Source organism: Rhizobium sp. CFBP 8752 (assembly GCF_014842035.1).
Classification (GTDB): domain Bacteria; phylum Pseudomonadota; class Alphaproteobacteria; order Rhizobiales; family Rhizobiaceae; genus Neorhizobium; species Neorhizobium soli.
Genome location: NZ_JACYUZ010000005.1, coordinates 167,595 through 194,146, shown reverse-complemented (window position 1 = coordinate 194,146; position 26,552 = coordinate 167,595). Strand labels below are relative to the sequence as shown.

The 26,552-nt window shown below is 58.1% G+C and carries 22 protein-coding genes; 9 read left to right on the top strand and 13 right to left on the bottom strand.

What is annotated here, in order from left to right; translation table 11 throughout:
• Positions 1-514: 514 nt before the first annotated feature.
• The 10 genes from IFT59_RS21335 to IFT59_RS21290 form a co-directional block, all read right to left on the bottom strand.
• Entirely contained in the window at positions 515-979 is a 465-nt protein-coding gene (locus IFT59_RS21335; protein ID WP_113165917.1) for an MgtC/SapB family protein, read from the bottom strand.
• Positions 976-1,578: a DedA family protein gene (locus IFT59_RS21330; RefSeq protein ID WP_113165918.1), complete on the bottom strand. Its 603-nt coding sequence runs from the start codon at positions 1,576-1,578 to the stop codon at positions 976-978. The genes IFT59_RS21335 and IFT59_RS21330 overlap by 4 nt, the downstream gene beginning before the upstream one ends.
• Positions 1,579-2,160: 582 nt before the next feature.
• Entirely contained in the window at positions 2,161-2,580 is a 420-nt protein-coding gene (locus tag IFT59_RS21325) for a type II toxin-antitoxin system VapC family toxin (protein ID WP_192088220.1), read from the bottom strand.
• Positions 2,577-2,831: a FitA-like ribbon-helix-helix domain-containing protein gene (locus tag IFT59_RS21320; RefSeq protein ID WP_113165921.1), complete on the bottom strand. Its 255-nt coding sequence runs from the start codon at positions 2,829-2,831 to the stop codon at positions 2,577-2,579. Before IFT59_RS21320 ends, IFT59_RS21325 begins: the two co-directional genes overlap by 4 nt.
• Before the next feature lie 496 nt (positions 2,832-3,327).
• The gene (locus IFT59_RS21315) at positions 3,328-3,513 is read right to left on the bottom strand and encodes a tautomerase family protein (protein WP_113165922.1); all 186 of its coding nucleotides are present in this window, start codon (positions 3,511-3,513) and stop codon (positions 3,328-3,330) included.
• 300 nt (positions 3,514-3,813) lie between these two features.
• Positions 3,814-6,441 carry an aconitate hydratase AcnA gene (gene acnA / locus IFT59_RS21310; protein WP_113165968.1) on the bottom strand — a complete coding sequence of 876 codons (2,628 nt, stop codon included), beginning with the start codon at positions 6,439-6,441 and terminating at the stop codon, positions 3,814-3,816.
• A gap of 135 nt (positions 6,442-6,576) precedes the next feature.
• Positions 6,577-7,464 (bottom strand): GntR family transcriptional regulator, encoded by an 888-nt coding sequence (locus tag IFT59_RS21305; protein WP_113165923.1) that lies wholly within the window; start codon positions 7,462-7,464, stop codon positions 6,577-6,579.
• An 86-nt stretch (positions 7,465-7,550) separates the two neighbouring features.
• Positions 7,551-9,050, bottom strand: coding sequence for a tripartite tricarboxylate transporter permease (locus IFT59_RS21300; protein ID WP_113165924.1), 1,500 nt, complete (start codon positions 9,048-9,050; stop codon positions 7,551-7,553).
• Positions 9,051-9,060: 10 nt separating this feature from the next.
• Positions 9,061-9,534, bottom strand: coding sequence for a tripartite tricarboxylate transporter TctB family protein (locus IFT59_RS21295; RefSeq protein WP_192088219.1), 474 nt, complete (start codon positions 9,532-9,534; stop codon positions 9,061-9,063).
• Positions 9,535-9,587: 53 nt separating this feature from the next.
• Positions 9,588-10,559 (bottom strand): Bug family tripartite tricarboxylate transporter substrate binding protein, encoded by a 972-nt coding sequence (locus tag IFT59_RS21290; RefSeq protein ID WP_113165926.1) that lies wholly within the window; start codon positions 10,557-10,559, stop codon positions 9,588-9,590.
• Positions 10,560-11,055: 496 nt separating this feature from the next.
• On the opposite strand from IFT59_RS21290, the gene IFT59_RS21285 reads away from it, so the two are divergent.
• The 3 genes from IFT59_RS21285 (at position 11,056) to IFT59_RS21275 (ending at position 14,938) form a co-directional block, all read left to right on the top strand.
• Positions 11,056-11,505, top strand: coding sequence for a VOC family protein (locus IFT59_RS21285; RefSeq protein ID WP_342366132.1), 450 nt, complete (start codon positions 11,056-11,058; stop codon positions 11,503-11,505).
• A gap of 704 nt (positions 11,506-12,209) precedes the next feature.
• Positions 12,210-12,656, top strand: a complete 447-nt coding sequence (locus IFT59_RS21280; RefSeq protein ID WP_249407687.1) for a hypothetical protein — start codon at positions 12,210-12,212, stop codon at positions 12,654-12,656.
• 101 nt (positions 12,657-12,757) lie between these two features.
• The gene (locus IFT59_RS21275) at positions 12,758-14,938 is read left to right on the top strand and encodes a M48 family metallopeptidase (protein ID WP_249407686.1); all 2,181 of its coding nucleotides are present in this window, start codon (positions 12,758-12,760) and stop codon (positions 14,936-14,938) included.
• A gap of 211 nt (positions 14,939-15,149) precedes the next feature.
• Here the strand turns inward: IFT59_RS21275 and IFT59_RS21270 are convergent, their stop codons facing one another.
• A complete protein-coding gene (locus IFT59_RS21270; RefSeq protein WP_197978187.1) occupies positions 15,150-16,403 on the bottom strand; it encodes a hypothetical protein in 1,254 nt (417 codons plus the stop codon).
• A gap of 183 nt (positions 16,404-16,586) precedes the next feature.
• Positions 16,587-18,086, bottom strand: a complete 1,500-nt coding sequence (locus IFT59_RS21265; protein ID WP_206758578.1) for a hypothetical protein — start codon at positions 18,084-18,086, stop codon at positions 16,587-16,589.
• Between the two features lie 272 nt (positions 18,087-18,358).
• Here IFT59_RS21265 and IFT59_RS21260 point away from each other — a divergent pair, with 272 nt between their 5' ends.
• Positions 18,359-19,642, top strand: coding sequence for a hypothetical protein (locus IFT59_RS21260; protein WP_113165929.1), 1,284 nt, complete (start codon positions 18,359-18,361; stop codon positions 19,640-19,642).
• 919 nt (positions 19,643-20,561) lie between these two features.
• On the opposite strand, the gene IFT59_RS21255 is transcribed toward IFT59_RS21260, so the two are convergent.
• Complete coding sequence (locus tag IFT59_RS21255; protein WP_113165930.1) at positions 20,562-21,269, bottom strand: GntR family transcriptional regulator; 708 nt, start codon at positions 21,267-21,269, stop codon at positions 20,562-20,564.
• Between the two features lie 191 nt (positions 21,270-21,460).
• Between IFT59_RS21255 and IFT59_RS21250 the strand changes: the two genes are divergently transcribed.
• The 5 genes from IFT59_RS21250 to IFT59_RS21230 all read left to right on the top strand — a co-directional run bounded on the left by IFT59_RS21250 (position 21,461) and on the right by IFT59_RS21230 (position 26,552).
• Positions 21,461-22,120, top strand: coding sequence for an aspartate/glutamate racemase family protein (locus IFT59_RS21250; protein ID WP_113165931.1), 660 nt, complete (start codon positions 21,461-21,463; stop codon positions 22,118-22,120).
• Entirely contained in the window at positions 22,117-23,496 is a 1,380-nt protein-coding gene (locus IFT59_RS21245; RefSeq protein WP_113165932.1) for an amidohydrolase family protein, read from the top strand. The genes IFT59_RS21250 and IFT59_RS21245 overlap by 4 nt, the downstream gene beginning before the upstream one ends.
• Positions 23,493-23,888, top strand: coding sequence for a VOC family protein (locus IFT59_RS21240; RefSeq protein WP_113110327.1), 396 nt, complete (start codon positions 23,493-23,495; stop codon positions 23,886-23,888). Before IFT59_RS21245 ends, IFT59_RS21240 begins: the two co-directional genes overlap by 4 nt.
• A gap of 46 nt (positions 23,889-23,934) precedes the next feature.
• A complete protein-coding gene (locus IFT59_RS21235; RefSeq protein ID WP_113165933.1) occupies positions 23,935-25,503 on the top strand; it encodes an ABC transporter substrate-binding protein in 1,569 nt (522 codons plus the stop codon).
• 83 nt (positions 25,504-25,586) lie between these two features.
• Positions 25,587-26,552 carry an ABC transporter permease gene (locus tag IFT59_RS21230; RefSeq protein WP_113110325.1) on the top strand — a complete coding sequence of 322 codons (966 nt, stop codon included), beginning with the start codon at positions 25,587-25,589 and terminating at the stop codon, positions 26,550-26,552.

The window sequence follows — 26,552 nt, the reverse complement described above, 5'->3', positions numbered from 1 at the left end:
CGAGTGCGTTCCCACCTGCGACCCGATCGGCGTCTTTAGCCTGAACGGGCAAGCCAATATGATTGACAGGCCGGCCTGCGGTCAAATGTCGTCTTGTCCCTGTGCCAGTCGATCTGGGCACCAGGTGCGTATCCACACCCGATGCAATTTGTCTGAATGTACGAATAATATTGGTCATTCGGCAGCACCGGCGAGCCGCAAACGCGCTCGGCTTCAACAAGGCAGAAAATTGTTGGGAGATGAAATAAAGGGCTCCATTCCTTTCCAGGTCTTGGACGGGAATTTCCGAGAAATCCGCGATATTCTTTACCGAGCCGTACAAAGCGGAATAGCAAAAAGGCCGGACGACGCTCCACGCCACCAAGGAGGCGTATGTGCGCCTGTCTGTCCTTCTCGATCGCTTAGAAAGCAATCTTGTGGCACCACTGATGACAAGCTTTGAACGTCCGTTACTGGTTCTATAGGTTGGGCTGGACCGAGAATAGCGGATGCGAACACGCACCGCGGTCATCCGTCATTTTTCACCGTTATCCGGCAAGTTTCGAGCTGATTTGAAGTTTGCCATCACCCTGAGTGTCGCGAAGGTCACGATCGACAGCACGATGGCGGTGTCATAGGCGCCTAAGCCGACCGCCGTGCCGATTGCTCCCGTCGCCCAGATGCTGGCAGCTGTTGCCGTGCCGCGCGTTCCCAGCTTGCCAACGAGTATCGCTCCCCCTCCGATAAACCCTACCCCATTTATGATACCTTCAACGATCCGTGCAGTGGCCTCAGCATTGCCGACGGTCATCGACTCGGTGGCTTGAATGAAGCCGCAAGCGGCGATTGCAACCAGCGGGAAGGTTCGCAGCCCTGCGCTTCTCTCGTTGTGCTCACGATCCCACGCGATTGGCAGCGCCAAGACATAGGCCACGAGCAATGCAACAAGGTGGGGAACGATATCCAGTTCGACACCTAAAGAAGCAAGCCACTCATTCAAGCGCGGTCCTCCTTATAGGTCGCGACACGATAGATGTAGATCGCAACCAGGATCACAAGAACTGTGCTCGAGACCGGATCAACGTATCTTTCAATGATGTCGTAAGCCTGGGCTAGGAGAAAGCCCGCCAAAGCGAGCGCTGCACCCCATACGAGAGTGCCAACTGCGGAGAACAAGAGGAACGATCCAAGCGGCATGTTAGCCACGCCGGCCGGGACTGAAATCAACGTGCGAACTGTTGGTATGAGCCGGCCGACGAGGACTGAGGCTTTGCCGTGGCGCTTGAACCGTTCTGAGGCCGCATCTACGTCGGAAGGCGACATTGTGAGCCAGCGCCCGTGTTTTGACGCCAAGCGGCGAACCCCGTCATGTCCAAGACGACGGCCGAGATAGTACCATGGCAGCGTACCGAGAAGTGAGCCCATAGTTCCGGCAGCAATTACCGATAGAATGTTCAAGTCGCCCTGCGTGGCGAGATAGCCAGCGAGCGGCATGATCAGCTCGGATGGGATTGGTGGAAAGATGTTTTCCAGGAACATCAGCAGGCCGATGCCAAACGCACCCAGCCGCTCCATCATCGATTGTACAAATGCTTCCATTTCGTCCGTTGTTAAGTTCAGCGTCCGCTGCCTCCTACCTCGCCCGTCAAGATATCATGTATTTCATGGCACACGGTAGCTGCAGTAGCACTGCAAGTTTCGAGCTCAGCTGGTTGCGTTTTGTCAGAATGAGATAGATGATTTGACAAACGGGGGTCTTGGGAAAGGTGCTTCCGAAACTCCTCTTCAGTCATCCGGCCCGTCTGGAAAGCTGCGATGATTTCCTGCTGATCGACAGTCAGAGCTTCGACGCTACTCCCTTCGGGTCGAAGGACGCCTAACTCTGCTAAGATGCTGCTCATAATGCCCTTGTTTCTGCCTTGATCTTGCATAGAAACTCTCCTGATCAGGAGCAAACCTGTAGCGTGCCGCACAGTTCCCACCAATTGTTCACGCGGCAGGTGACATCGTCCCAAACATCTACGATCTGAAACCGAGCGTATTGACCCAGCATTGCGCGTATAGGGACAACATCCGGATCTCCTGATGGCAGTGGCAGCAATGAGCGCAACGCCGTTGTCGCTGTCTCCGCAGTCCTGAGCTCTTGATGAGACATGAACCAGCGCGCCGTAATCTGCAGGCTTATGCGACCCAGGGATTGATAACTCTCAATCCGGCTGCCTCAAATGGGCTTGTATCTCGCGTTGCGACCGCGAGATGGTTTTCTGCCGCCGTCGCAGCAATATATCCATCAGCCCTCCCGATCGCCTTTCCGGATGTTCGTCCTTCGGCCATCAGCTCCGCGTAGAATTGCGAGGTACGTACGTTAAAGGGCAGAATGCGCCCGTTAAAAATCGGAAGAACTTCACCTTCAAGGCGATCGTGGAGAATTGTCTGACGCTTCCCAGAGGGCATCGAGGCAATCCCATAACGAAGTTCGGCAATTGAAATCGCGGAAATGAATAGTGTTTCGATGGCCTGTGCATCCAGCCAGGTCAGCACAGCAGTATCAGGATCGGGCTTCCACGGCTCAGATATTACATTAGTGTCTAGTAAGATCATTCGAAAGTCATCGGTTCTGCCGGGGTCCTGTCGCGCTGTTGTTGCATCGCTTCGACGTCACTGTTTGACATTTCGGCGTCACGGCCAATTGCCGCGAGCAGTGAGCCGAGTTTCACGCGTCCAGGTGGGCGAACAGCTGCTTCAAGAATGTCACGAATTTCCGCCTCGGTACTACGGCCGTGGTAAGCTGCTCTTGCGCGTAAAGCCCGATGCGTTTCATCTGAGATGTTTCGAATGGTCACTGCCGCCATTTATCCGATCCTATCTATTTCACTGCGATATCAGTATATCAAAAATGATAGCACTTTCAAGTCCAGAGATGACATAGCGACGGGGAGGGCTGTTGTCGGAAAAGATACGGACACGTGGCCGAGGGCTCGCGTTGTATAGCTCTGCGAACGGTCGGATGCCGTCGGCTTCATCCTTCCGATCCAGGATCATCTCGAGTAGCGCAAAGCAGTCGTCAACCGCTCAATGCCGCACCGTCTTATGGCGTGCCTGGCGACGAGTGAAACTGCTGCCGGCGTTCAGCGATGACTAAGCGGTTGAGGGCGACAAAGTGATTGCCTCAGGATGTCTCAATGGCCGCAACTACCGACCACTGGCTCCGCTATCTCCTCATGAAGGTGAACCGCCTAGCCCGACATTCCGATAAGGCTTAGTGGCCAGTTTCGGTTGAAAAATAACCGCCCGCTTCACCTGAGTGAAGTGTCGTTTGACTGCGTCCACAACACGAGCCCCTCGGGGTTATCGCTCATCGAAAGGTATTCCACCTTTCATCTTGTCAGCGAGTGGCGCCTCGATGATTTGCACCGTGACTGATCCCGGCGCTGCGCCAAACTCCTGAACTACCGCTTCTGTAATCTTGTTCATGAGTTTGACTTTTTGCTCACGCGTTCGACCAGACGCGCAAAAGATGTGGACTTCGGGCAATTACTATACTCCTGTTTGCCAGAACATATTCATCCGCGACCTATCTGGCCAGCCGCGAGTTTCAACACAGCGCGGTCCAGTCCACACTAAATGCAGCGGTGTGTCATCACCTTCATGGGGTGCCAGATTTACTTGCCGAATTTAGATATAGCGCCTTTAAAGGAATCGAACCGTCGACCCCTTAGTTCAGCGACTATTTGGATAAAATTTGTCCAATTCGAAGAGATACTTGCTCTCCGGGATGGCTGGTTTTTACTATGAAGGCGAGCTCAGTAGTTCTGCGCGAAGGCAGACCAAAAATCAGAGCGCCTCCGCTGCGGAATCGGATTTCGCAAGCACATCACTCAGTATCAGAGGTAGGATTCCGCCGGCTTTGAGGATATCGACCTCTGCTCCCGTCTCGATCGCAGCGATTGCCGTGAAGGACGCTTCACCGCCTCCGTTTCGTCTAATGGTGACGGTTATCGGGCAGCGAGGCTCTATGCGGTCTGCATCGGCGTTGATCGCGATCAGATCACCGGGCGCCAGCTTGAGTGCATCCGGTCCACAGTCCACAGGAAGCCGCATCGGCAGGATCCCCATGCCGATCAGGTTGGAGCGGTGAATACGCTCGAAGCTCAGAGCGAGGACAGCGCGGGCACCAAGCAGCGATGCACCCTTGGCGGCCCAGTCGCGTGACGAGCCCATGCCGTATCGTTCGCCGGCAACGATCACCACCGGCTGGTTGTCCGCTACGTACTGCTCGGCTGCACTCCATAACGGAATGATCCGCTGAGACGGCCAGTGAATAGTCGAGCCGGGGGGCAGATCATCCCCCAGCTTGTTGCGGACCGTACGGTTCGTGAATAGGCCGCGGACCATGGATTCCCAATTGCCGCGCCTCGATGCGTGGACATTGAGGTCCGTCGGGCTTTCGCCCCGCTCGATCAAGTAGCGTCCCGTTTCACTCTGGGCAGCGATCGCGCCCGCAGGAGAAATGTGGTCGGTGGTAATATCGTCGCCGAGCACCAGCAGCGGGCTGGCCGCATAGGTACCAAGTAGGCTGCCATTGCCAATTCCCGCGAACGGCGGGCGCCGGATGTAGGTCGAATTTTCATCCCACGGAAAGACCGTCGTGGTCGGCGCGTCGAGTTCATGCCAGACGCAGCTTGCCTCCGCCTCGTCATATGCCGGCATGAAGTCGCTCGGGTCAGAGGCCAAAGCAAGCGCCTCGTCGATCTCGGTGCTGGTGGGCCAGAGCATTGACAATCGGACGTCTTCTCCAGCATCGGACACGGCGATGACATCGCTCAGGATATTCAGTTCGACCGTGCCTGCCAGTGCAAAGGCGATGACGATCGGTGGAGAGGCCAGAAAACCTGCCTCGAGCTGTGGATGCACGCGACCGGGAAAATTGCGATTTCCGGAGAGCACGGCCACTGGCAGGATGTCCCGCTCAGCCATCGCCTTAGAGATTTGCGGCGTCAGCGGACCGGAATTGCCGATACAGGTCGTGCAGCCGAAGCCGACGATCCCGAAGCCAACGGCTTCGAGGTCCACCAACAGCCCGGATCGACGAAGATAGCGCTCGGCTGTCGGTGATCCCGGCGCAAGCGACGTCTTGACCCAGGGCAGCGGTTTCAGACCATAAGCCCTGGCTTTGCGGGCAAGCAGGCCGGCTGCGATCACCAGCCGCGGATCGGATGTGTTGGTGCAACTGGTAATCGCCGCGATTGCGACTGCGCCATCATCAGGTTGGCTAGCTCCGACGTTAATGGCTGTCGGCTTTTTCATCGACGCGATCGCTGCTGCTGTGTCGCTGATGGCGATCCGGTCCTGCGGACGTGTCGGTCCGGCAAGGCTTGGTTCGATATTTGAAAGGTCTATATCCAGGACGCTGGTATAGGTGGGATTGGCATTCGGATCGAACCACAGGCCGACGCGCCGGGAGTATTTTTCCACCAGATCAATCTGCGAATCCTTTCGACCAGTCGAGCGGAGATAGGCAAGAGTGCTCTGGTCGATCGGGAAATAACCGCTGTTGCCGCCGAACTCGGGCGTCATGTTGGCAACGACGGAACGGTCGCCGGCCGTCAACGTTGAAACGCCCGGTCCGTAGAACTCGACATATTTGTCCTGAAGGTCGATCCTGCGAAGGATATGCGTCACCGCCAGCGCAAGGTCAGTGGCGAGAACGCCATCCTTCAGTCTGCCGGTCAGGCGAACCCCAACCACATCAGGTACGCGAAGCGCCACCGGCATTCCGAAGAATACGCTCTCGGCCTCGAGCCCGCCGACACCCCACGCAAGAACACCGATCCCGTTGATCATCGGGGTGTGACTATCGGTGCCGATCAGAGTGTCCGGCGCCAGCCAGTTCCGGCCGTCCTTGGCGATAACGCTGACGACAGTTGCCAGTCGCTCCAGATTGAGCGTGTGCATGATGCCGGTGCCGGGCGGATGGACACGGAAGTCGGCAAGCGTGTTGGTTGCCCATTTCATGAATCGATAGCGCTCGGCATTACGCTCGAACTCCCGCGTCATGTTGCGATGTAAAGCACCCGCACCACCGAAGAAATCAACCGCCACCGAGTGGTCGGTGGAAACATCAACCCGAACGACCGGATTGAGCAAGGCAGGATCGCCACCCGCCTCGGCCAAAGCCGATCGCATGCCGGCGATATCGACAAGCGCCGGACCACAGGTGGTGTCATGCATCAGCACGCGGTTAGGCAGGAACGGAATCTCGAGCTCGCTGGTGCCGGCGGCAAGCCAGCCCATGATGGCGGAGGCTGCGCGTGGTGCGTCGGTCCCGGCCGTGCGCGCAACGTTCTCAAGTAGGATGCGGTGGATATACGGCAGCCGCTCGAGGTCTCCGCCCGCCAATCCGGGAAGGTCGATGATATCGTATTCGTTGTTTTCGATGGTGAACTTGCTGATCATCGTCATTCCAAGCGCCTGCTTCAAACTCGTCTCGTCGCCAATAAATCAACCGAAACACAGGATACGTCTTTACACATTATAATCATAAAATGCAATTGTTATTGGTCAGATTCGATTTGATCAGGGTTCGGACGCATTATTCTATAGTTGTGGCGCCTTGATCCGGCCTGCTCCCATAATGTGGGTGTAGAGAAAAGCCGCCGCTTCGTTACGGCGATCAGCCTCCAGCAGGTCAAGGATATGCAGGTGCTCGGTCGTCTGCTTGGGCAGGCGGCTTCGGTCTATGGTGACGTGATACTCGATCAGCCGGCGCAGTCGGTTGATGCGCTTGATCGAGTCGAGGAAAAACTCGTTGCCGGAGCAGGCGACGAGCATTTCGTGGAAATCGTTGTTAGCCTTGAAGATCTCTGCGCGGGACCAGTTATCGTATCCGCCATTCCCAAGCGCTGTCTGGATTTCGCGTGCCTTCGAAAATCCTTCGGCATTGGTTTCGAAGCTCGGCAGCAGCATTGCTTGCTGTTCGATGACGGCACGAAAGACATAACCGTCCTCATAGCTTTTGCGGGACGTCAGGGCCTGGCGAAACGACCAGCCGTTACCGGGCAGTCGTTCGATCCAGCCTTCGTCGGAAATCCTGTGGAGGATTTTCAGAAGCTTGGTGCGCGGCAGATCGTAAACCCGCATCAGCTCGTTCTCGCTGACCCGCTCCGGGAGCACGCCGGAAAGGCGGTCTTCGGCGATCCTGAAATAGATCGGTTCCTCGCCACCGCCTCCGCGGTCACCTTCCACCTTGCTGGCGACGTCAATTTTATCGCCATCGATAGCCAAAAAGTAACCGCGATTGGCCTCGGCACGGACAATGCCCCGCTCTTCGAGCTTACGCAGCGCGCTCATGATCGGTGCGCGGGATACCCGGAAAAGATCGGCGAGCATCTGCAATGGCAGGTGGTCGCCCTTTCGCATCTCGCTGGACCTCACGAACTCGATGATCTCTATGGTGATCTGAGGTGATAGGCTGTGCCGTGCCATGTCGTCGCGAATTCCTTATTGCCCTATAGCCGGAGTCTCCGGCAATAGGGAGCTTGGAAACTAAATTCTCGACAAAGCCAGCAAGGTCAATCCTCATCCTGCTGAAAGCGTGACAACCCACGGAAGATGAAGGGTGCCACCAGGGCGATCGTTGCCAGGCCAATCATGATCGCCGAGCTCGGATGTTGGAACAGGATCATCGGATCGCCAAGGCTCATCTGCATCGATCGGCGCAGTGCACTATCGGCGAGCGGTCCGAGGATAAGCCCGACCACAGCCGGCGCGATCGGATAATCATAGCGGCGCATCAGGAAGCCGATGGCACCGAAGCCAGCCAGCAGCAGCAGTTCCACGACCGACGGGTTGGCCGCAATCGTCCCCATCGATGCAAACACCAGGATGCCTGCATAAAGCCATGGCAGGGGAATTTTCAGCAACTTGACCCAGATGCCAACCAGCGGCAGGTTGAGCACTAGTAGCATGACGTTGGCGATGAACAGGCTGGCCACCAGTCCCCAGACCAGGTCGGGATGCTGCGTGAACAGCAGCGGGCCAGGCTGGATGTTGTACTGCTGGAAGCCTGCGAGCATGACCGCAGCGGTCGCCGATGTCGGAAGGCCAAGGGTTAGCAGCGGCACGAGCGTGCCGGCGGCCGACGCATTGTTTGCAGCCTCAGGGCCTGCAACGCCCTCAATGGCTCCATGACCGAACTCTTCCGGTTTCCGGCTGAGCTTGCGTTCGATGGTATAGCTCAGAAATGTCGGGATTTCAGCGCCGCCTGCCGGAAGTGCACCGATCGGAAAACCGATCACGGTACCGCGTAGCCATGGCCTCCACGACCGCTTCCAGTCGTCCTTGGTCATCCAGATCGAGCCCTTTACCGGGATCGGCTGCTCGGGCTTGTGGAGATGCCGGGACGCGACGAGAAGTGCCTCGCCGATCGCGAACAGTCCAACGGCCAGCGTGGTCACCTCGATGCCGTCGAGAAGCTCGGGCACGTCAAAGGTCAGACGCGCCTGTCCTGTGAGCTGGTCGATGCCCATGAGGCCAAGCCAGAGGCCTAAAGCTAGGCTTGTCAGGCCGCGCAGAGGCGACGATCCAAACGTGGCAGACACGGTCACGAAGGCGATCAGCATCAGGCCGAAGTAATCCCACGGGCCGAATTTGACAGCGACTTTCACCAGCAGCGGCGCCAGAAAGGCCAAGCCGACGGTTGCGATCAACGCCGCGACGAACGAGCCGATGGCAGCGGTGGCAAGTGCCGGTCCGCCGCGTCCGGCGCGCGCCATCTTGTTGCCTTCCAGGGCTGTGACGACGGATGCGCTTTCGCCCGGCGTGTTCAGCAGAATGGCCGTTGTCGAACCGCCGTACATACCGCCGTAATAGATACCAGCGAACATGATGATGGAGCCGCCTGGGTCGAGCTTGAACGTCACCGGCAGCAGCAATGCCACCGTCAGTGCGGGGCCGATGCCGGGGAGCACACCGACCGCGGTACCGATGATCACGCCGATGGCTGCATAGAACAAATTGGCAGGCTGGATCGCCAGCGAGAAGCCGTCGATCAGGAACGAAATCGTTTCCATGTGATGGTCCTCAGAACAGCCGCTCAAGCGGGCCTAGCGGCAACGCGAGGGTCAGGAGTTTATTGAAAAGCAGGAATACGAACACGCCGATCACTGCCCCGAGACAGATGTCGGCAATCAAGGCCTTGCGACCGAAGGCGCGGGCGGTGAACGCGAAAAGCAGCGTCGATCCGAGAATGAAGCCCCCACCCAGCCAAATCGAAGCAATCAACCCGGCCAGCGCCAGGGCGATCCAGCCGACCGCTCTCCAGTCAGCAGCTTCGACTTCCACGTCAGACGGCTTGAATGCAGACAGGAGGTGCCCGATAGCGAGGACCAGGAACAACAGCGCCACGAAATAAGAGGCGGCGCTTGCGCTCATGCCATAGGTGGCACGGTTGGTCATGTGACTTGCGTCCCAATAGGTGATCGCCGCAATGGCGAACAGGACAACTGCGATCACCGCAGGGGTGCGGTTCGAGGTATGGGGGATTTTGGTGGTCATGGTTTCCTCATCGCGAACGAGAGGAGCTTTTGGCTCCTCCCTTTTGCGTAAGATCAATCAGCCAGGCCGATCGACTTCAGGATGGTCTGGACGCGTCCGGTTTCGGAGGCGATGAACGTCTTGAACTCGTCGGCAGGAGCATAATAGTCCGTCCAGCCGCGGGTTTTCAGGATCGCTTGCCACTGATCGGATTTGACAGTTTTGTCGATAGCGGTCTTCAACGCCTCAAGGTCAGCACCCTCGACACCTGGGCCAGCGAAGATGCCGCGCCAGTTGACCAGCTCGATATCAAGACCCTGAGCCTTCAGCGGCTGCGCTTCGATGCCGGGGATCGCTTCAGGATAGGAAATCGCCAATGCCCTCAGATCGCCGGACTTGATCTGGCCTTCCCATTCGCCGTAGCCGGAAATGCCAGCCGTCGCCTGGCCGCCGAGCATGGCTGCCAGCGACTCGCCGCCGCCGGAATAGGCGACGTAGTTGACCATAGCAGGCTCGGCTCCGGCCGCCTTGGTTACCAGCGCTGCGAGAATGTGGTCAGCACCCCCGGCCGATCCGCCGACCCAGATTGTCTTTGCAACGTCAGTCTTGATGGTGGCGAGCAGGTCGGCGATCGTCTTGATCGGCGAGTCCTTCGGCACGACGATGACAAGCGGATCGCCGGTCAGACGCGCAATCGGCGTCACCTTGGTCAGATCGACGGGAGACTTGTTCGAGATGCTTGCGCCGACGAGCGTAATGCCTGCGACCAGCAACTGATTTGGGCTACCTTTGGCAGTGCCGATAAACTGAGCCAGTCCAACAGTGCCACCGGCACCTGGAACGTTGACCACCTGCACGCTCTTCGCATTGCCGCTGACGCGCATGGCTTCCTGAAGTGACCGAGCGGCCGAATCCCAGCCGCCGCCTGCACCGGCAGGTGCCGTAATCGTCAGCTCAAGGTTCTGTGCCGATGCCTGGACATTGCTCAGGCTGACGGCACTGGCGAGCAATGCAGCTATAAGACCGAATTTCATGAATGTGCGCATGGATATCCCTCCTCGCGTCGATTAGCTCACCTCCTGAGCCGGACGGAAGGAAGTTGCATTATATAAATATAAAAGTAAATACCTTTGTGGCATTCGAGAGATGCGGGCTGGTAAGGGATCAGCAGAACCCATGCGACGGAGGAGGTGCGAGGATTGGCCGGAACGATACGCGAGATCTCCCAGACTATGCGTTCCCGCGGAGGGAGCAGAGCAACCATCGAAGCTCTTTGCCGGGATCTCTCATCGTCACGATTAGTGCGCTAGCGACTGCGGGCACAATGGGCCCGTCGCTATGAAGGTCTACTTAGCTGGCCTTGAGCCATGCGGATATTGGTAACCTCGCTCTTGAAAGGCATCGAACCCGAGATCAGCACCACAAAAGGACTAAAGGGATTGCAAGTGCTACGACTTGTTATGCGAACGGCGTACTGTAGCGCGACGTAACTGCGCGATATGTGAGGATTAAAAAATGGCCGAAGACGCAGGCGTGATAGCTGTGGACCATACGGGATTCTCGGTCGCCTCGTTGGAGGAGGCGATCCAGTTCTGGACTGAGGCGATGGGTTTCGACCTTGCTCGCCGAGGAGAGATGGGTGGGGAGTTTCTACGGGAGGCCACGGGGGTTGACGATCCGCGCTGCCGAATGGCGCTGGTGACTGCTCCAAATGGCTACCCTATCGAGCTTCTCGAGTATTCGACAGGCCTTAGGTTGGGCCAGACACCTCGTAGCGCGGGTGCGATCGGCGCCGCTCATATCGCCTTCACGGTTACGGATATCCGCACGGCGATCGCGCGGGTTGAGAGGGCGGGGTGGGCAGTGAAGGGCTCGCCGCAGCCGATACCAGCTGGCCCCCGATGGGGAACAATGGTCGCGTATATCTCTGGCCCGGATGGTATCACCATAGAGCTGATGCAGCCGCCTGTTCAACAATCTCTCGTCGTGTAACGCATCTTCGGTACGGAAAAGCTGAACCTTGTGTAGGTTTTACGTTCCGTTGCTACTACCCCCTACGCCTACTGGGTCTTTTCCCGGCAAGATCGATCCTGGCGAAGGATACCATCAATAGCGTCCTTGCGTTCAAAGCGACTATTACGGTTCGTCGGCATACGGCTGGCGAACTTGTTTTTTTCTCAGTGTTTCCTCATTCGCGGTCAGAGTAACGATCTTTGAAGAAGGCTTTATACACGCCTAGAACCAACTCGAACTATTGGCCCGTTGAAAGTCCGATGATTACGTTGAAACCGAAGGACTTAGTGAGATCGCTCCTTGTCCGCGGTGCCAATCCAAGGAGGATTGAGGGACGGGATGTCCATTATGCCAGTTGGTTTTCGACACCATAACTGACTTGCGGTAGCGGCGCCCGGTGCACCGCAGGATCGACGTTCGCGCCGTGGGCGTATAGGTCCCATAACTTGCTCATCGCGAAATCTTTGCGCCTTTCTACCCTTTTTGACAACCAGTGCTACCTACCCCTTCGCCGCCCTTGGCGGCATGCGAGGTAGCACCTGAACAACTGTCATAGCAGGTAAACACATAACCACCGTTCTATAGACCTTCTTTATCAAAACAACCGGATCATGAGGGAAGACAGCAGTATGAGAAGAACTCTGACCGCCTACACTTTGACCGCCTTGGTAGCCTTTACTTCAATGGCAGTGGCCCAAACCTCGCCGGGCCTTGCGGAAAGGCGGGCGATCGCGGCTTTCGAAAAGGACAATTTTCCAGCGCTGCAGAAGAGCGTTCAAACTGCTGCAGGCTTCGAGGTGCCGATTGAGGTGGATTGGAACAGCCTCGCCTTGCCAGGTGACGACAAATTTTACGGGCAGGACGATTACCTGGTCAAAACGGTGTTCACGCCGCTCGAAAATGCCATGAAAGACATTGCCCGGGACGAGATGGGCAAGCAGGCGCTTCGCGAAAAACTCAAGACGATCACCGTCCATTACACGGAGGCTGGCAGCCCTGCATCCGCCTACAAGGACCGCGTCAAGTTCGAAGCCGGCACCCTGGACGTCAATTTCCGGCCGTTCACCAATTCCGCAGATGTCGACGATCGAAAGAAGGCGATTGTCGATGTGCTGGAAGCGGCTCTCTAAACGAGCCGTCGGGTGATGTGATCACCGCGGATAGAAGCCTCCCCCAAGCCGGGCGCCCGGCTTTGGGAGGCTTTGCAAGATACTGTGACAGGGAGGACGTCATGACCAACGCGCAAGCACCCACCGAGGCAGCCAAGCGCCAGATACCGCCGGGCGTGGTTTTGGCCTTCTGGCTGATCCTGCTGCCGCTGGCGCTCGCCGGGCTCGGGATCTGGCAGCTTGATCGGTCCGTCGAAGCCGGCCGGCTGGTCCAAACCAACGGACAGGACATGGTTCGGGCACTCGATGAGATCCGTCCCGTCGCAGCCGAGGCGCCGGGCACGATGATCCGCTTCGAGGGCGGGCGGTCTTATCCGGCCTCGATGGCCGTTGCGGAGCTAGAGGATGCGGTCGGTGAGAACGACCTTCTCCAAACGGTCGCCGAAATCCGGCATCCGTTCGCCTATGTCACGATTGCCGGTGGAGCGCTTGCCTTTCTTGGCGGCGCGGTTGGTCTGCTCGGGTCAAGCCTTGCTGGCCTCTCGGCTCGCCGGTCGCGCGATCAGTTGGTGCGCAGTTTCACCTGGCTGAGGATCACGCTGCCGTTTTTCCTGGCGGCCGTGATGCTCGGACTTGGCTTTGCGGGTGTCGGCGCCACCGTGTTCGAAACGATGACACTGCCGTTCTGGGGCGATATCTCGGGCAATGCCGTGAAACTGGCGCTCGCCGGCATTATCCTCGCCGGTGTGGCACTTTATTGCGCCGTCACCGCTGTCCGCGGACTGCGCCGCGTCTTCGCTCTGGTCGAGCCTGAGCCAATCATCGAACGGGCTCGCGTCGTGACCGAGCACGAGGCGCCGGCGCTTTGGACATTCGTCCGCAATCTGGCGGCACGCATGGAGGCCGGGGCGCCGGACACGATCGTCGTCGGCCTGACCAGCGGTTTCTACGTGACCGAGAGCCGGCTTCTTTTGCTCCCGGAAGAGAGACTGATCCAAGGCCGGACGCTCTACCTGCCGGCCCCCTTCCTCGAACTTCTCGACACCGCCGAGATCGCCGCCATCGTTGGACACGAGCTTGCGCATTTCGCCGGCGACGATACGCGATATTCACAGAGGTTCGTGCCGATCTATTCCAGCCTGCAGCGTTCGCTGGACGCACTCTATCGTGCCGATATCAACGGTGACTTTGGCATCGCCGCCGGTCTTCGCCTCGGCTACCACGCACTGTCGCGCTTCGATACCGCCGTTGCCCACTGGAGCCGGCTGCGGGAGTTCGAAGCGGATCGCCGCGGCAGCACCGTCAGCGGCCCGGCCGGCGCCGCATCCGCGCTGGTGCGCGTTCACGTCGCCGACCCGGGCGTGCATTTTGTTTTGACCGACGCTTTTCGGGGGAATGAAGGACATGGGCCCGATCTTGTTGCGGCCATTGCGACGGTGGCTGCCGAGCGGGGCTTCGACGATCCGGCTGCCCATCTGGAAGACCGCCAGGCCCACCCGACCGACAGCCATCCGCCGACGATCCAGCGCGTACAGGCGCTCGGCCTCGGTACTGATGACAAGCTTCTGGCGCATGCGACGCGTTTGCCGGACGCGAGCGTTGCATCCTTCGGTAGGCGTGCGTTTTCCGACTGGGATCAGCTTTCCCGCGACCTGTCAGCGGACTTCCTGCTCAATGCCAGCGCCGTTCGCACAGAATATCGTGAAGAACTGAAGACGGCCGCCGCCGGGGTCGCCGCGCCGGAACTGGTGGTGCATGAAAATACCGGACCGATGGCAGGCGCGATGATGTTCATCATTGTGCTGTTCGGCTTGTTCATCGCCTGCACCTATCTCTTCCCCTACCAGATGGGCTTCGGGGGCAATGAGAGCTTCAAGGCAATCTTGGCGGCGGTGCTCGGTGCCGGCATGCTCCTATGCCTTGCGGCCTTCGTCTTCTACCGCCGCCGCGGCGCCCGTCCGTTGATGGTGTTCACGCCGGAGACACTTCGGTCCCCATGGCTGAGCGAGCCGGTGCGGTGGGACGCTGTCGTCGGTTATCAGGTCTATGCCACAACCCGTTTTGCTCTCCAGCTGTATCTCGGGGAAAACGAGCCGCTGCCCAACCGCACGCGGTTTTCGTTCTACAACAAAGTGAAGCCCAAGCGCCGATTGATCGAGCTGGACGCCATCGGCATTCGCGGCATGAAGGCCGATGCGTTTTCGGAACTTGTGGGCCGCTATCTTTCTGCTGCGCATGCACGGCGGGCGCTGGCGGACGAAGACTTGGAAGCCGGTCCGGTCGCCTCATCCCTCGGCGCATAAGGTCTGACTGCGGAAGGCAACTGCGGCGAGGAGTCGTCAATCGCACGGACTTTTCTATCTTGATGAATAGATGATACTGGGGCGTTTGAATGACGGACAGGGCCACTTCGTCTTGGAAACTGTGTTCCCGCATACAGACATGCCCCGTCACCGTGAGCAATAATAGTGGGTTATCATGCGTATCGGCATCGCGACCCCTCGCCGGTTCACACTAATTGAAATAGAAAGCGTAGGCTGCGAAATTCCCCTCAAAGATATTGGTAATCTGGTTCCACTCGCCGCTACTCATGGCTTTGCCATCCTGCAGGTAGGGTAACGCAGCCGGTCCCGTTACCCAGAGAACGAGGTCGAAAGGCTTAGGCTCTGTGAAAACTCTTGCAAGGTTGATGCCCTTGTCGAAGCGCCAGTGCGGGACAAGGATCTTGCCATCGAGGGCAGCTTCAAACTGCGAGAGGACTGCGAGCCATGCTTGAACGCGTTCAGGCGTGACGTTAAAGGACGGCAGAACCCCGCTCTTTTGTTTTGGCCCCGGCAACCATTCATGATCGTCATCGGTTTGTTTGTCGATGAGTGCCCAGGTTTCCCGGTTGAGTACAATGACCTTCTTCAGGTGATCGCGCACTTCGCCCCACATTGCCGTGTCGGTAACCGGCCAGCGGATCGTATGAATAAGCGTGACGAAGTCGGCGATGTCATCAGCTTGCGCCTTATTGACGCCGAACATCGTCATGTCATCCGCGCCTTTGCCATTGGCCACCGACAATGTCGAGACGGCCCGTGGGAAGATGACACCGAAACTCCCGTTCCAGCTTTCGGAAAAATCATGGGACAGCCACGCCTTGGCAGCAGCCATCAGCAAATTGTCGTAGCCTTGCAGCCATTTGGCGTCGGCAGTGTCAAAACCGACGACGAAAGGCAGCGCCCCACCTTTCTCGTCCAGATTGGAAAAGGCCCGCCCAATGTGATCTTCCGGCCCGACCCTGCCGTCGCCATTCCAGTCAAAGCGCGCGACGGAGAGGTCGACTTTCAATTTTGCCGGCTTTTCACCGACGGCTGCAAGAGCCTTGTCGGCGGCATCCAGATCTTCAATGAAGGCCGCAAGAATGCCGCGAAACTGGTCGTATGTGATTGCCTCGGGATTTTCGTTTCGGGCAATTTCGCCGGAGCCCCGGCCTAGAAACATCTCATAACCGTCGGACTTGGAGCCAAAGCCATAGCGGTACAGCGACTGAGATAGTTTTTCGAATGCACGGGCCGAGCGCAACAGACCGAGCCCCAGCTGTGCGTCAGCGTTGTTAGGAGCCGCGGCAGCTGTGGACAACATCTGCTCGTCTGCCTCACCAAGGCGTCCATTGGCCAGATATTTTTGAAACAGCTCAGTTACGGCACCGTCTGCGCGCGCTGGAGAAGATTGGTATAAACACGTGAAGCTCGCCACGATTACGATAGAAATAAGTTTTTTCACGACGACTTTCCGCTGTTATGACCTCTGAGGGCCTCGTTGTGTCAGATCGGACATTTGTTCAATTCTGCCGCCGGACGCGAACCTTCCCTAATGCCTGCGAGGCCGGTATCGCGGACTTTCCGATCGTCTGCGGCAGGGCGTGCCGCCAGTAACCGGCTCTCCGCGATTGTCACCGAACGAAATTCAGGGCTTGGTCTGGTCGGAAGGCGCTGTCTCGTCCAAGGGAGCCGCCTCGTCCGAAGGCGCTGCCTCGTCAGTGGCCGGTGCGTCCGGCCCCTTGATCTGTTGGCCGTTGACGCTGACCGAGCCGTCGCTGGCGACCGCTACGTCCCAACGCTGCGCGCCATCGGGGTCGGCCTTGGCAAAACCCTTGATCATCATCAATCCGATGGAGGCATTGTTCAGATCCGGATTGCTCTTTGCCAGTTCCTGCACGGCCGCGATCGTCATGTCGTAGTCGCGCGCCACGATCGATGCGTTCACCCTGTAGTCTTTTTGCGTATCGACGCGGCCTTCCATCTCCCCGGATACCTCGATGTTATAGACGCTAGATTCGGCGCTGACCTTCGGAAAATCAACCTTCAGGATGCCGCCCGGAAAAAGCTTCGCGGCGGCCTGTTGTCCCGCCTTCCTGCTGTCGCCCGTTGACGTGGTGAAATCCGTCTTCATGAACTCGTCGCCAAGGGCTGCGAAATCCATGCCCGGGACGCCGAACTGAATATCGAGTGCTTGAGGCAGGAAGGCGGTGTAACCCTCAGGGACCAGCACGCTGTCTAGCGTCAAGTCGCCAGCATCGATCGCCACGCCAACGCGCGTTGCGTTGCTCGGCCCATCGACCGTGAAGTGATAGCCAAAGGACTTGGCGCCGCCGCTTCCGACGGCGCTGGTGACGGCGAGCTTGTTGAGTCTGATGGTTTCCTCAAGCGAGCTCAGCAACGGAAAGGCTTTGCCGAGCATGTCCTTGAACTTGGTCTCGCTCTCCTTGGTGAGATGCTTCTGCTCGACGTGATCGAGCACGAACAGGACCATTTCCTTCAAGTCCTTGGCTGCAACGCCTTTGACCTTGGTATCGAAATCCAGACTGTCTGCCGAGATCTGGATCGGCGGCATTTCCTTGCCGCTGACCTGCTCCACAAAGGTGCTCATTTTGCCGTTGGCAGCAAAATCCAGGCGACCGGCGGTGACGCTTTCGGCAGAGGTCAACTTGTAGATCATGTTGCCGAAGCTGGCCTTGATCACCTCGGTATCGGTTGATGAGATAAATTTCAGTTCCTTGGCGCTGAAATCACCGGAGCGGAAGTAGCTGATTGCCGGGTCGAAGACCGAGTTAAACACCATGTCGGCAACCGAATAGGTGAAGTCCGAGCGCTTCTTGTCAGGCCCGATGAAATGCCCAGTGACATTGAGGTTGTTGTTGCCTTCCAGATCCCAGAGCCCGTTGTCCTGCGGTGTGGCGAAGATTTTGAAGGGTTTCAGGCCCTTGATGTCGAAATCCGTTTTCTTGATCTGCGCCAGGAGTTTGGAGAAGTCATAGCCGATCTCGTAGCGCGATCCGGCCGGCGTGACCGTAACGGGCGCACGCTTGGCGATGTCCTTGGGCAGCAGGTGATTGAGAGTGTCACGGATGTTGTTGGCGCTGTCCTGGCTAATATCTGTCGCGGACGCGCCCGTGGTAAAAGCCATAATAATGGCGGTCGTCGCCGTGATAAGCCTATGACGCATCTCGATAAACCTCCCTTAGCCGCATAAAGGCGGGCATGTGTGATTGCCGTAGCTCCGATGTCAAGCCTGCAAACCGCCTCAAACCAATCCGAACCGACGGCACCATGCAGGCCCAGAAGTCAAGATCTTGGGTTCGTACACCAATCAGCGTCTTATTAGGAACAATCATATCCCTGGCGAACCGCGGCTGTGGGCGTTAAAGATGAACGATCACAACCGGATGTGGATCAGACATGCGCCTTCCTCTTGCTGCTTTGATTGTCTTTTCCTTCGGAACCGGTGTTGCGCATTCGGCTGAGGCGGTTACCTACGTCGGCTCCATCGGGTCTCTGCCAGTCATCCTTGAATTGGCGTCGCCGGGTGCCGATGGTTTGCGGGCCGGACGCTATGCCTATCTTGCCAAAGGCGGTGACATCCCTTTGCATGGCATGAAGGTTAAGGATCCTGACGCCATGCTACTTTCCGAAGAAAAGCCTTGTACCGAAAAGCTCTGCAAAACCGACGATGGTGACGTCATCGATGTTGCGCCTATCGCCGCTGAATGGAACTTGAAAGCCGAAGGCAGCGGCGAGCGACTTTTGGGGACATGGCGGGACAAAGAGAGTGGCAAGACGCTGCAGGTCAAGCTCGTCAAGAAGGGCAAGCGGACGATTTCCGATAGCGAACCAGACCTGCTCGCTGCTCTCGACCCAAGCTACGCGCTCACCGGGACCGACCAGCCGATGGTGCTGAGCAAAGACAGCTTGCCCTACGATTTCCTGAAGATGGATCGCCCTTTCAAACAAGGCGTCACGACCAATCTTGGCGACAGAAGCTACCGCATGGATGAAGACAGCCGAACCGGACTTTCTTATCCGGTTGTCCTTTCGATTGGAAAAGTCGATCCAGCACCGATCAACCGCTACCTGGCGCAACAGCGCCTGCAGCTTGCCTTGTCCGCCTTTTCCTGCATGGCAAGAGCCTATCTTGGCTTCGGCTGGTCGGGACAGGATGCGGAAGGTACCAGCGGATATGACGGCGGTGGATCTGTGACGGTTGAACATCTGACTTCGCGCCTGGTCGGTATTGCAGAGGGTGGCAGCTATTGGTGCGGTGGCGCTCATCCCAGTAATTTCGGGGATCATCGTCTTGCCGATGCGCGAACGGGCAAGGCACTCGTGCCGGAAACCCTGCTGCGCGGCTGGACCGCAACCAACGGAGACGGAACTGTGGTCGATCCTTCTACGGTCGCGGATCCCTCGTTGCTAAGCTTTGGCCCGAGCGAGAGCCTGATCCAGTTCATTCTTAAAAACCGCGAGAAATTCGATGACGAGACGGAGAAAGGGTGTGGGTATGAAGACCTCATCCGGAGCAATCTCGCAGTCTACTTCAACGCCGATAATCTCGTTTTCACCCTCCAGGGCCTGCCACACGTCATATTCGCCTGCACCGACGATCTCCTGACGGTTCCCCTCAAAGATGCTCGTCCGCTCCTCACAGAGGAGGGTGACGGATATTTCGAGGTTCTGGATCTCTGAAATTATGTCATCTGGGGCGGCCGGATCATGTTAAGAGACAACAATAGTCGGACACTGTGTGCAGAACCGAGACCTGGAAATTTCTGGGTTTTGATCTGAACCTGACGGTCTTGAAGGGATCTGAACCATCTACCCGGTTATTGGATAGGGCTAACGGGCTGAAGTTCGACAGCGACAAACGACGGTTTGTTTTACGGTGAACGACGGATATGGGGCCGAAAGGGGACTGTCCGGTTCTGCGCCAAGGAGGGGATAGCTGTCGTTCGCGCAAGGACGGTTATTGATCAGTAATTAGTCGTTCCACGGTCTCAACGTTAACGTCTGTTACCGACTGAAACAGCTATCTACTGGCGAGAAGGAGCGTGACGGATCCGACGGCACCTCCACCGAGTATGAGACACCACACAGCAACTCCCGCCGAACCGGACGGGGACATTTCAGGTGGGCCATGGATGCGCTCGTCGTATTCCTGGTAGCAGTCGTGGGCTGGGTCCACCTGACTATCGGGGAAGGCAGCGACTCGGCTCCCTCCGACGCGCAGCAGATCGCTGACGATCCGGCCAGAGTTCTGGAAGGATAACGCACTGCGTTCAAAAAGCGGTGTCGGCAAATTTTGGCCCCATGTCGCGCTTAGCAAGAACCACATTGGGAGCGGTAATTATTTCCGTTTTGAACAGGCACCGAAAGTGGACTGGTTTAGCATCCATAGACCTTCCGCAACAGCGAGCCGCTTCTTTCGCATGTGCCAACGACGGGCCTGATCGCGCGGAGAGTTTTTAAAACCCTAGAAATATGGTGCAGTAGGCCAGGCCTTTAGCGCAAGAACTATAGTCATAGCTGTGAGCTATTAGTTCATTGCCGATAGATGCAATTTCCTCAGGAGTCATTCACAGGTTAAACACGCCGTCACTTTGAACGACTATAGCGTCAACGCCGTGGTGTCGCTTGAAAGCAACGCCTTGAGGATACCCTTCTGCGTGTGGTCGCTGTGCTCGACCATCGCCGCTCGGGCAAGATCCGGGTCGCGCAGACGCAGGACATCGACAATACGTCGATGATCCGCACTGGTTTCCGGATTGACGTCTCGGCTGACGGCGCCGAGGTAAAAGAGACGCGTGCACTCGTCGAGATGTGCGGCAACCAGCGCCAACAGCCGGGAATTGTTCGCTCCCTCGGCGATCGCCAGATGGAAATCGCGGTTGGCCTTGACGAAGGACTGTACGCTCTCGCCCTGTTGCGGGTCGTAGCGAGCCTCCGCCAGAGCTTCGAGCCGATCGAGATCTTTAGCTGATAGATTTAGAGCGGCCGTGGCGGCGGCGGTGCCCTCTGTCATCGCGCGGATGGCAAAGAGATCGCTAATGTCCTTTACCGTCACCGGCGTTACCCGGTAGCCCCGTCGCGGAAACGCTTCGATCAGACCTTCCGCCACCAAGCGACCGAGCGCTTCCCGTACCGGCGTCTTGCTCATGGAAAGCTGTTCTGCCAGCTCGAGCTCGGAAAACTCGGCTCCGGGCCTCAAGGCGCCGGAGAGCACGCGCGCACGTAGAGAAACATAAGCGGTTTCCGTCAGGGAAATTTTCTTCTGCCGGGCCGGCGAGGTATCACTTTCGACGCTGAGGCTCTGCAAGACAGCTTCTCTCCAAGCTCGTGGGATCCATTGGACCCGCTCGCGGATCATGAGGCTTCATGCCCCTTTCTGTCTTCCTCCACTTTTTCTGACTTCGCAAGACGGCAAACCTTTGACATGAAATATTTTGTAATATATCACAATGCATATCACAGTTTGACGGCTTGGGAGAGCCGCCCTTGGGAGGAACCGTGGCACAGATCCTGGTGATCAATCCGAACAGTTCGAAGGCCGTCACACGCTCGATGGAGGCGTGCCTGAAGCCGTTTGAAGGCAATGGCCACGAAATCCGCTGCACTGAGCTCGAGGGCGCGCCTGTTGGTATCGAGACGGATGCCCATGTCGCCGAAGTCGTGCCGATGCTGATCGAAGCTGTGCGTGCGGCAAAGGCAGACGCCATTGTGATCGCTTGCTTCTCGGATCCCGGAATTTCGGCCGTACGCGCCACCACGAATGTCCCGGTCATCGGCATCGCCGAAGCAGCCTATCTGACAGCACTCGGACTAAGTCGGGGTTTCGGAATCGTTTCGATGGGACCCTCCTCGATCGACCGCCACCGACGCTACCTTGAAGCCCTGCGACTTGACGGTCGGCTTGCAGGCGATCGTTCGATCGACATGACGGTTGCAGAACTCGTCGCCCAAGACGCGGTCGTTCCTGTCACGCGGATCGCCTCCGTGCTTCGCGATGAAGACGGTGCCGAAGCGGTCATCCTCGGCTGTGCCGGTCTTGGGACCTACAGGGAGGCTTTGCAGGCGGAACTGGGCTTGCCCGTCATCGACCCGGTTCAAGCCGGCGTCGCGCTTGCCTGCATGCAGGCTGAACTCGGCTACCGCAGGAGAACGCTGTGAGCATTGATCTCGTCATTCGCGGGCGTATCGTTACACCTCAGATGACCATACCCAATGGTTGGGTCGCGATCTCTGGCTCGCTCATCCACGCGACCGGTGAGGGCGAAGCCCCTGCCGCAGCCACCGTCCACGACGCAGGAGATGCCTTTGTCCTGCCGGGCATCGTCGACGGCCAGACCCATGCGGGCAGCTATCTCGGCCTCCCGGGGATCGAGCCGACGACACGGTCTGCCATTGCCGGCGGGGTCACGACCATCGTCGACATGCCCTACGACAACCCGACACCTCTGAGCGCCAGGGAGCACCTCGACGCCAAGGTCGCAGCGGTCGAACACTTCGCCCATTGCGATGTGGCGCTCTACGGCACAGTCATGCCGGGGCAATCCCTCGACGAGGTGCGATCGCTCGCCGATGGTGGCGTCGTCGCCTTCAAGATCTCCGCCTTCGAAAGCAGCCCCACCCGCTTTCCGAGGATCGATGCGGCTCTCGCCCTCGATCTGCTGGAAGCGCTTTCGGCGACCGACCTGCCGCTTGGCCTGCACAACGAAGACCAGGAAATCGTGCGGTCACGGGTTTCGCGCGCAAGGGATGAGGGCCGAAACGGCATCACCGCTCATTCGCCGAGCCGGCCCGAAGTCGCAGAACTGGCATCGACCGTGCATTTCCTCGAACTCGCCGCCAGTGCTGGCGGCCATGCGCATATCGTCCATATCAGCACGCCGCGCGGCTTCAAGCTGGTGGATGACTATGCGCGAGAGGGCTTCAGGGCGACCGGCGAGCTTTGCGTCCACTATCTCTGGTTCGATCCCGAACGCGACGGCGAAGAGCTCGGTGCGCGGATGAAGGTAAATCCACCCATTCGTCCCGGCCAGATCGACGGGCTCTGGCAGGAACTGGTCGAGGGCCGGATTGCCTTTGTCAGCTCCGATCATTCCAGCTGGCCGATCGACAACAAGTTTACCGAAAGCATCTTTGATGCCGGAGCGGGAGTTCCTGGGATGGAGACCCTGCTGCCTGCCTTCTACACGGTCGCAAAACAGCGCGGCGTCGAAGCGGCGCATTTCTGCGCCGAATATCTCGCAGAACGCCCTGCCCGCTTCTTCGGCCTTTATCCTCGCAAGGGGGCTCTCGTCCCGGGTGCCGATGCCGACATCACGATCCTCGCCGAGGGTGACGATGTCTGGGACGCGAGCCGTGCCCAGGATGGCCTCAACTGGAGCCCTTACGACGGACGGCGTTTCGCCGCCCGGGTTGCCGCGACCTTTCATGCGGGCAAGCTCGCCTATGACGGCCATTCGGTCCTCAACACACCCGGCAGCGGACGCTATCTGTGCCGCGGCGAAAGCACATGGTTTTCGAAGGAACTCGCAACATGACTGAGGCAGCCACCCGGCCCGATCACGGCATCGTCGAGAAGGCGATCACATTCTTCTACTATGTCGATCTGCCCAGAGCGTTCGACTTCTACACAGAGGTCATGGGCTTTCCGCTCGAGATCGATCAGGGCTGGTCAAAGATCCTGAGAATTGCAGAGCATGCCTATGTCGGTCTTGTCGACGAGACCCGCGGCATGCATCGCGCCAATCCAATCAAGCCCGTGCAGCTTTGCATCCGCGTGCCGGATGTCGATGCCTGGCACCGCTATCTCTCGAGCCAGGACGCGATCGGGTTGACAGAACCAAAGGACAGCGCCTCCTTGGGAATTCGAGCCTTCGTGCTGGAAGACCCGGAAGGCTACCAGATCGAGGTGCAATCCGCACTTCGGTGAAAACGCGCATGCAAACGTGTCGGCATACCAAAAAAGGGGAACGAAAATGCTGAATCTTCGCATGAAATCCGGACGTATCGCGGCGCTTGCCGCATTCGTCCTCGTGAGCTCGACGGCCCTTACCGGCTTGGCCCAGGCCAAGGAACTGACCGTCGGGCTGACGTCGGACGCGGTAAACCTCGACCCCCAGGCGGGCGAGGAACTGTCCAGCAACATCCTGTTCTACCACATCTACGATCCCCTGGTCCGCCGCAATGCCGACCTTTCATTCGGACCCGGCCTTGCGGAGAGCTGGGAGCTCAAGGATGACACGACCTGGGTCTTCAAGCTGCGCCAGGGCGTCAAGTTCCACAATAGCGAGGACTTCAAGGCGTCGGACGTTGTCTTCACGCTCGACCGTCTGAAGAAGTCGCTGATGGCCAATCTTGGCGCCAACATCGCTTCCTTCACAGCGGTCGACGACTACACGGTCGAGATCAAGACACCCAAGCCCTACGCAGTCCTGCCGAACGATCTGGCAGCCGTCCTGATCCTCAGCGAGAAGTATGCGAAGGAAGTGGGCGACGAGCAGCTGGACCTGAAGCCTATCGGCACCGGCCCCTACAAGCTGGTCGAATGGATCAAGGAAGATCACATTACGCTCGCCGCCAACACTGAGTATTTCGCCGGCGCACCGAAGATCGAAGAGGTCACGTTCCGACCAATCACCAATGGCGCCACCCGTACAGCAGCTTTGCTGACCGGTGAAGTCGATGTCATCCAGGATCTCAACGTCCGCGACGTTGCCCGCGTCAAGGCTGACGACCGCTACAAAGTCATGACCAGGCCGAGCCTGCTCAATGTCGTTGTGTCGATCGACCAACGTGAGAAGAGTCCCACCATCGCGCTCGACAAGAACCCGATGATGGATCGTCGTATCCGTGAAGCCATGGTCCGCGCAATCGACGTCAATGCGATCAACAAGATCATCATGAACGGCCTGTCGACACCCTCAGAGCAATATGTCCCCGCTTCCCATACGGGCTATGTCGATGGCGCAAGCTTCCGCAACATGTATCCCTTCGATCTTCAGAAAGCGGGCGCGCTCATGGCTGAGGCCGGCTATGCAGATGGCTTCACGGTGACCCTTGACACCACCAACAACCGCTATGTCAACGATCAGCAGATCGCCCAGGCGCTTGCCTCGATGCTCGGCAAGATCAAAGTCGATCTCAAGCTCAACCTCATGCCGAAGTCCAACTTTTTCGGCTACATCCGGGTCCCGAGCGACAAGTCGAGCATGATCATGAGCGGCTGGGACGTTCCCTCCGGTGACGGTGGCTCGATGTACAGCGTGATGTTCTACTCGCGCGACAAGAAAGAAGGCTATGGCCAAGTCAACCGCGGATCCTATTCCAATCCGAAGGTGGACGAGCTGATCGACAAGGCCGATGCGTCCTCTAAGCTCGAAGAGCGCGACGGGTACCTGCAGGAAGTTACCAAGATCCTGATGGAAGATATCCCAATGATCCCGATCCACTACGAGCAGGATCTTTATGCCGCAAAGACCAATGTCGAGATGACACCGCGTGCGGACAAGTTCCTCTGGGCCTACGAGATCGACGTCAAGGAATAAGCCCCAACCCGAACGAACGCGGGACTGTCGACCTTGAGGAAGACAGTCCCGAATTTCTCACTTCTTCATGACGGGACACTGCCTTGCTGGGTTACACGATCAAGCGGCTCCTGCAGATGGTGCTGGTACTCTTTTGCGTATCGGTCATCGTCTTCCTGATGATGAGCTTTACCGGCGATCCCGTCTTCATGGTGATCCCGATCGATTCCACCACCGCCGAGATCGAACAGGCCCGCCGCCTTCTAGGTCTCGACCAGTCCCTGCTGAGCCAATACTTCATCTTCCTCGGCAACATGCTGCAGGGCGACTTCGGGCGCTCCTATGTGTTCCGCCAGCCGGCCATGGACCTCATCCTGGAGCGCCTGCCGGCAACTATCGAAATGGTCCTGGTGGCGATCATGCTGGCAACCGTGATCGCCGTGCCGCTCGGTGTCTATGCAGGCGCCAATCCGAACAAGCCGGTGTCTCGCGGCATCATGGCAGGCTCGCTGCTTGGCATTTCCCTACCCGGCTTCTGGGTGGGCATGATGCTGATCTTCTTCTTCTCCGTCCGCTACCAGTTTCTGCCCTCGTCTGGACGCGGCGATACGGTCGAAATCCTCGGCATGCGCATATCCATCTTCACCGCGGACGGCTGGTCGCACATCATCCTCCCGTCCGTCACACTGGCGCTTGCCACCCTAGCGATCATGCTACGCATGACCCGTGCGGGCATGATGGAGGTAATGCGGCAGGACTATATGCGGTTCGCCCGCGCGAAAGGCGCCTCCCGCCAAAACATCCTGTTCAGGCACGGGCTGAAGAACGCCCTCATTCCGGTCGTCACGATCTTCGGCCTCCAGCTCGGTGACCTCATCGCATTTGCAACGATCACCGAAACCATCTTCGCATGGCCAGGCACAGGCAAGCTGCTGATCGACTCGATCTACCGCGGCGATCGCCCCGTCATCGTCGTCTACCTGATGCTGACAGCCTTCATCTTCGTTGCCATCAATTTCATCGTCGACATCGTCTACACGCTGATCGACCCGCGCATTACCGTGAAGTGA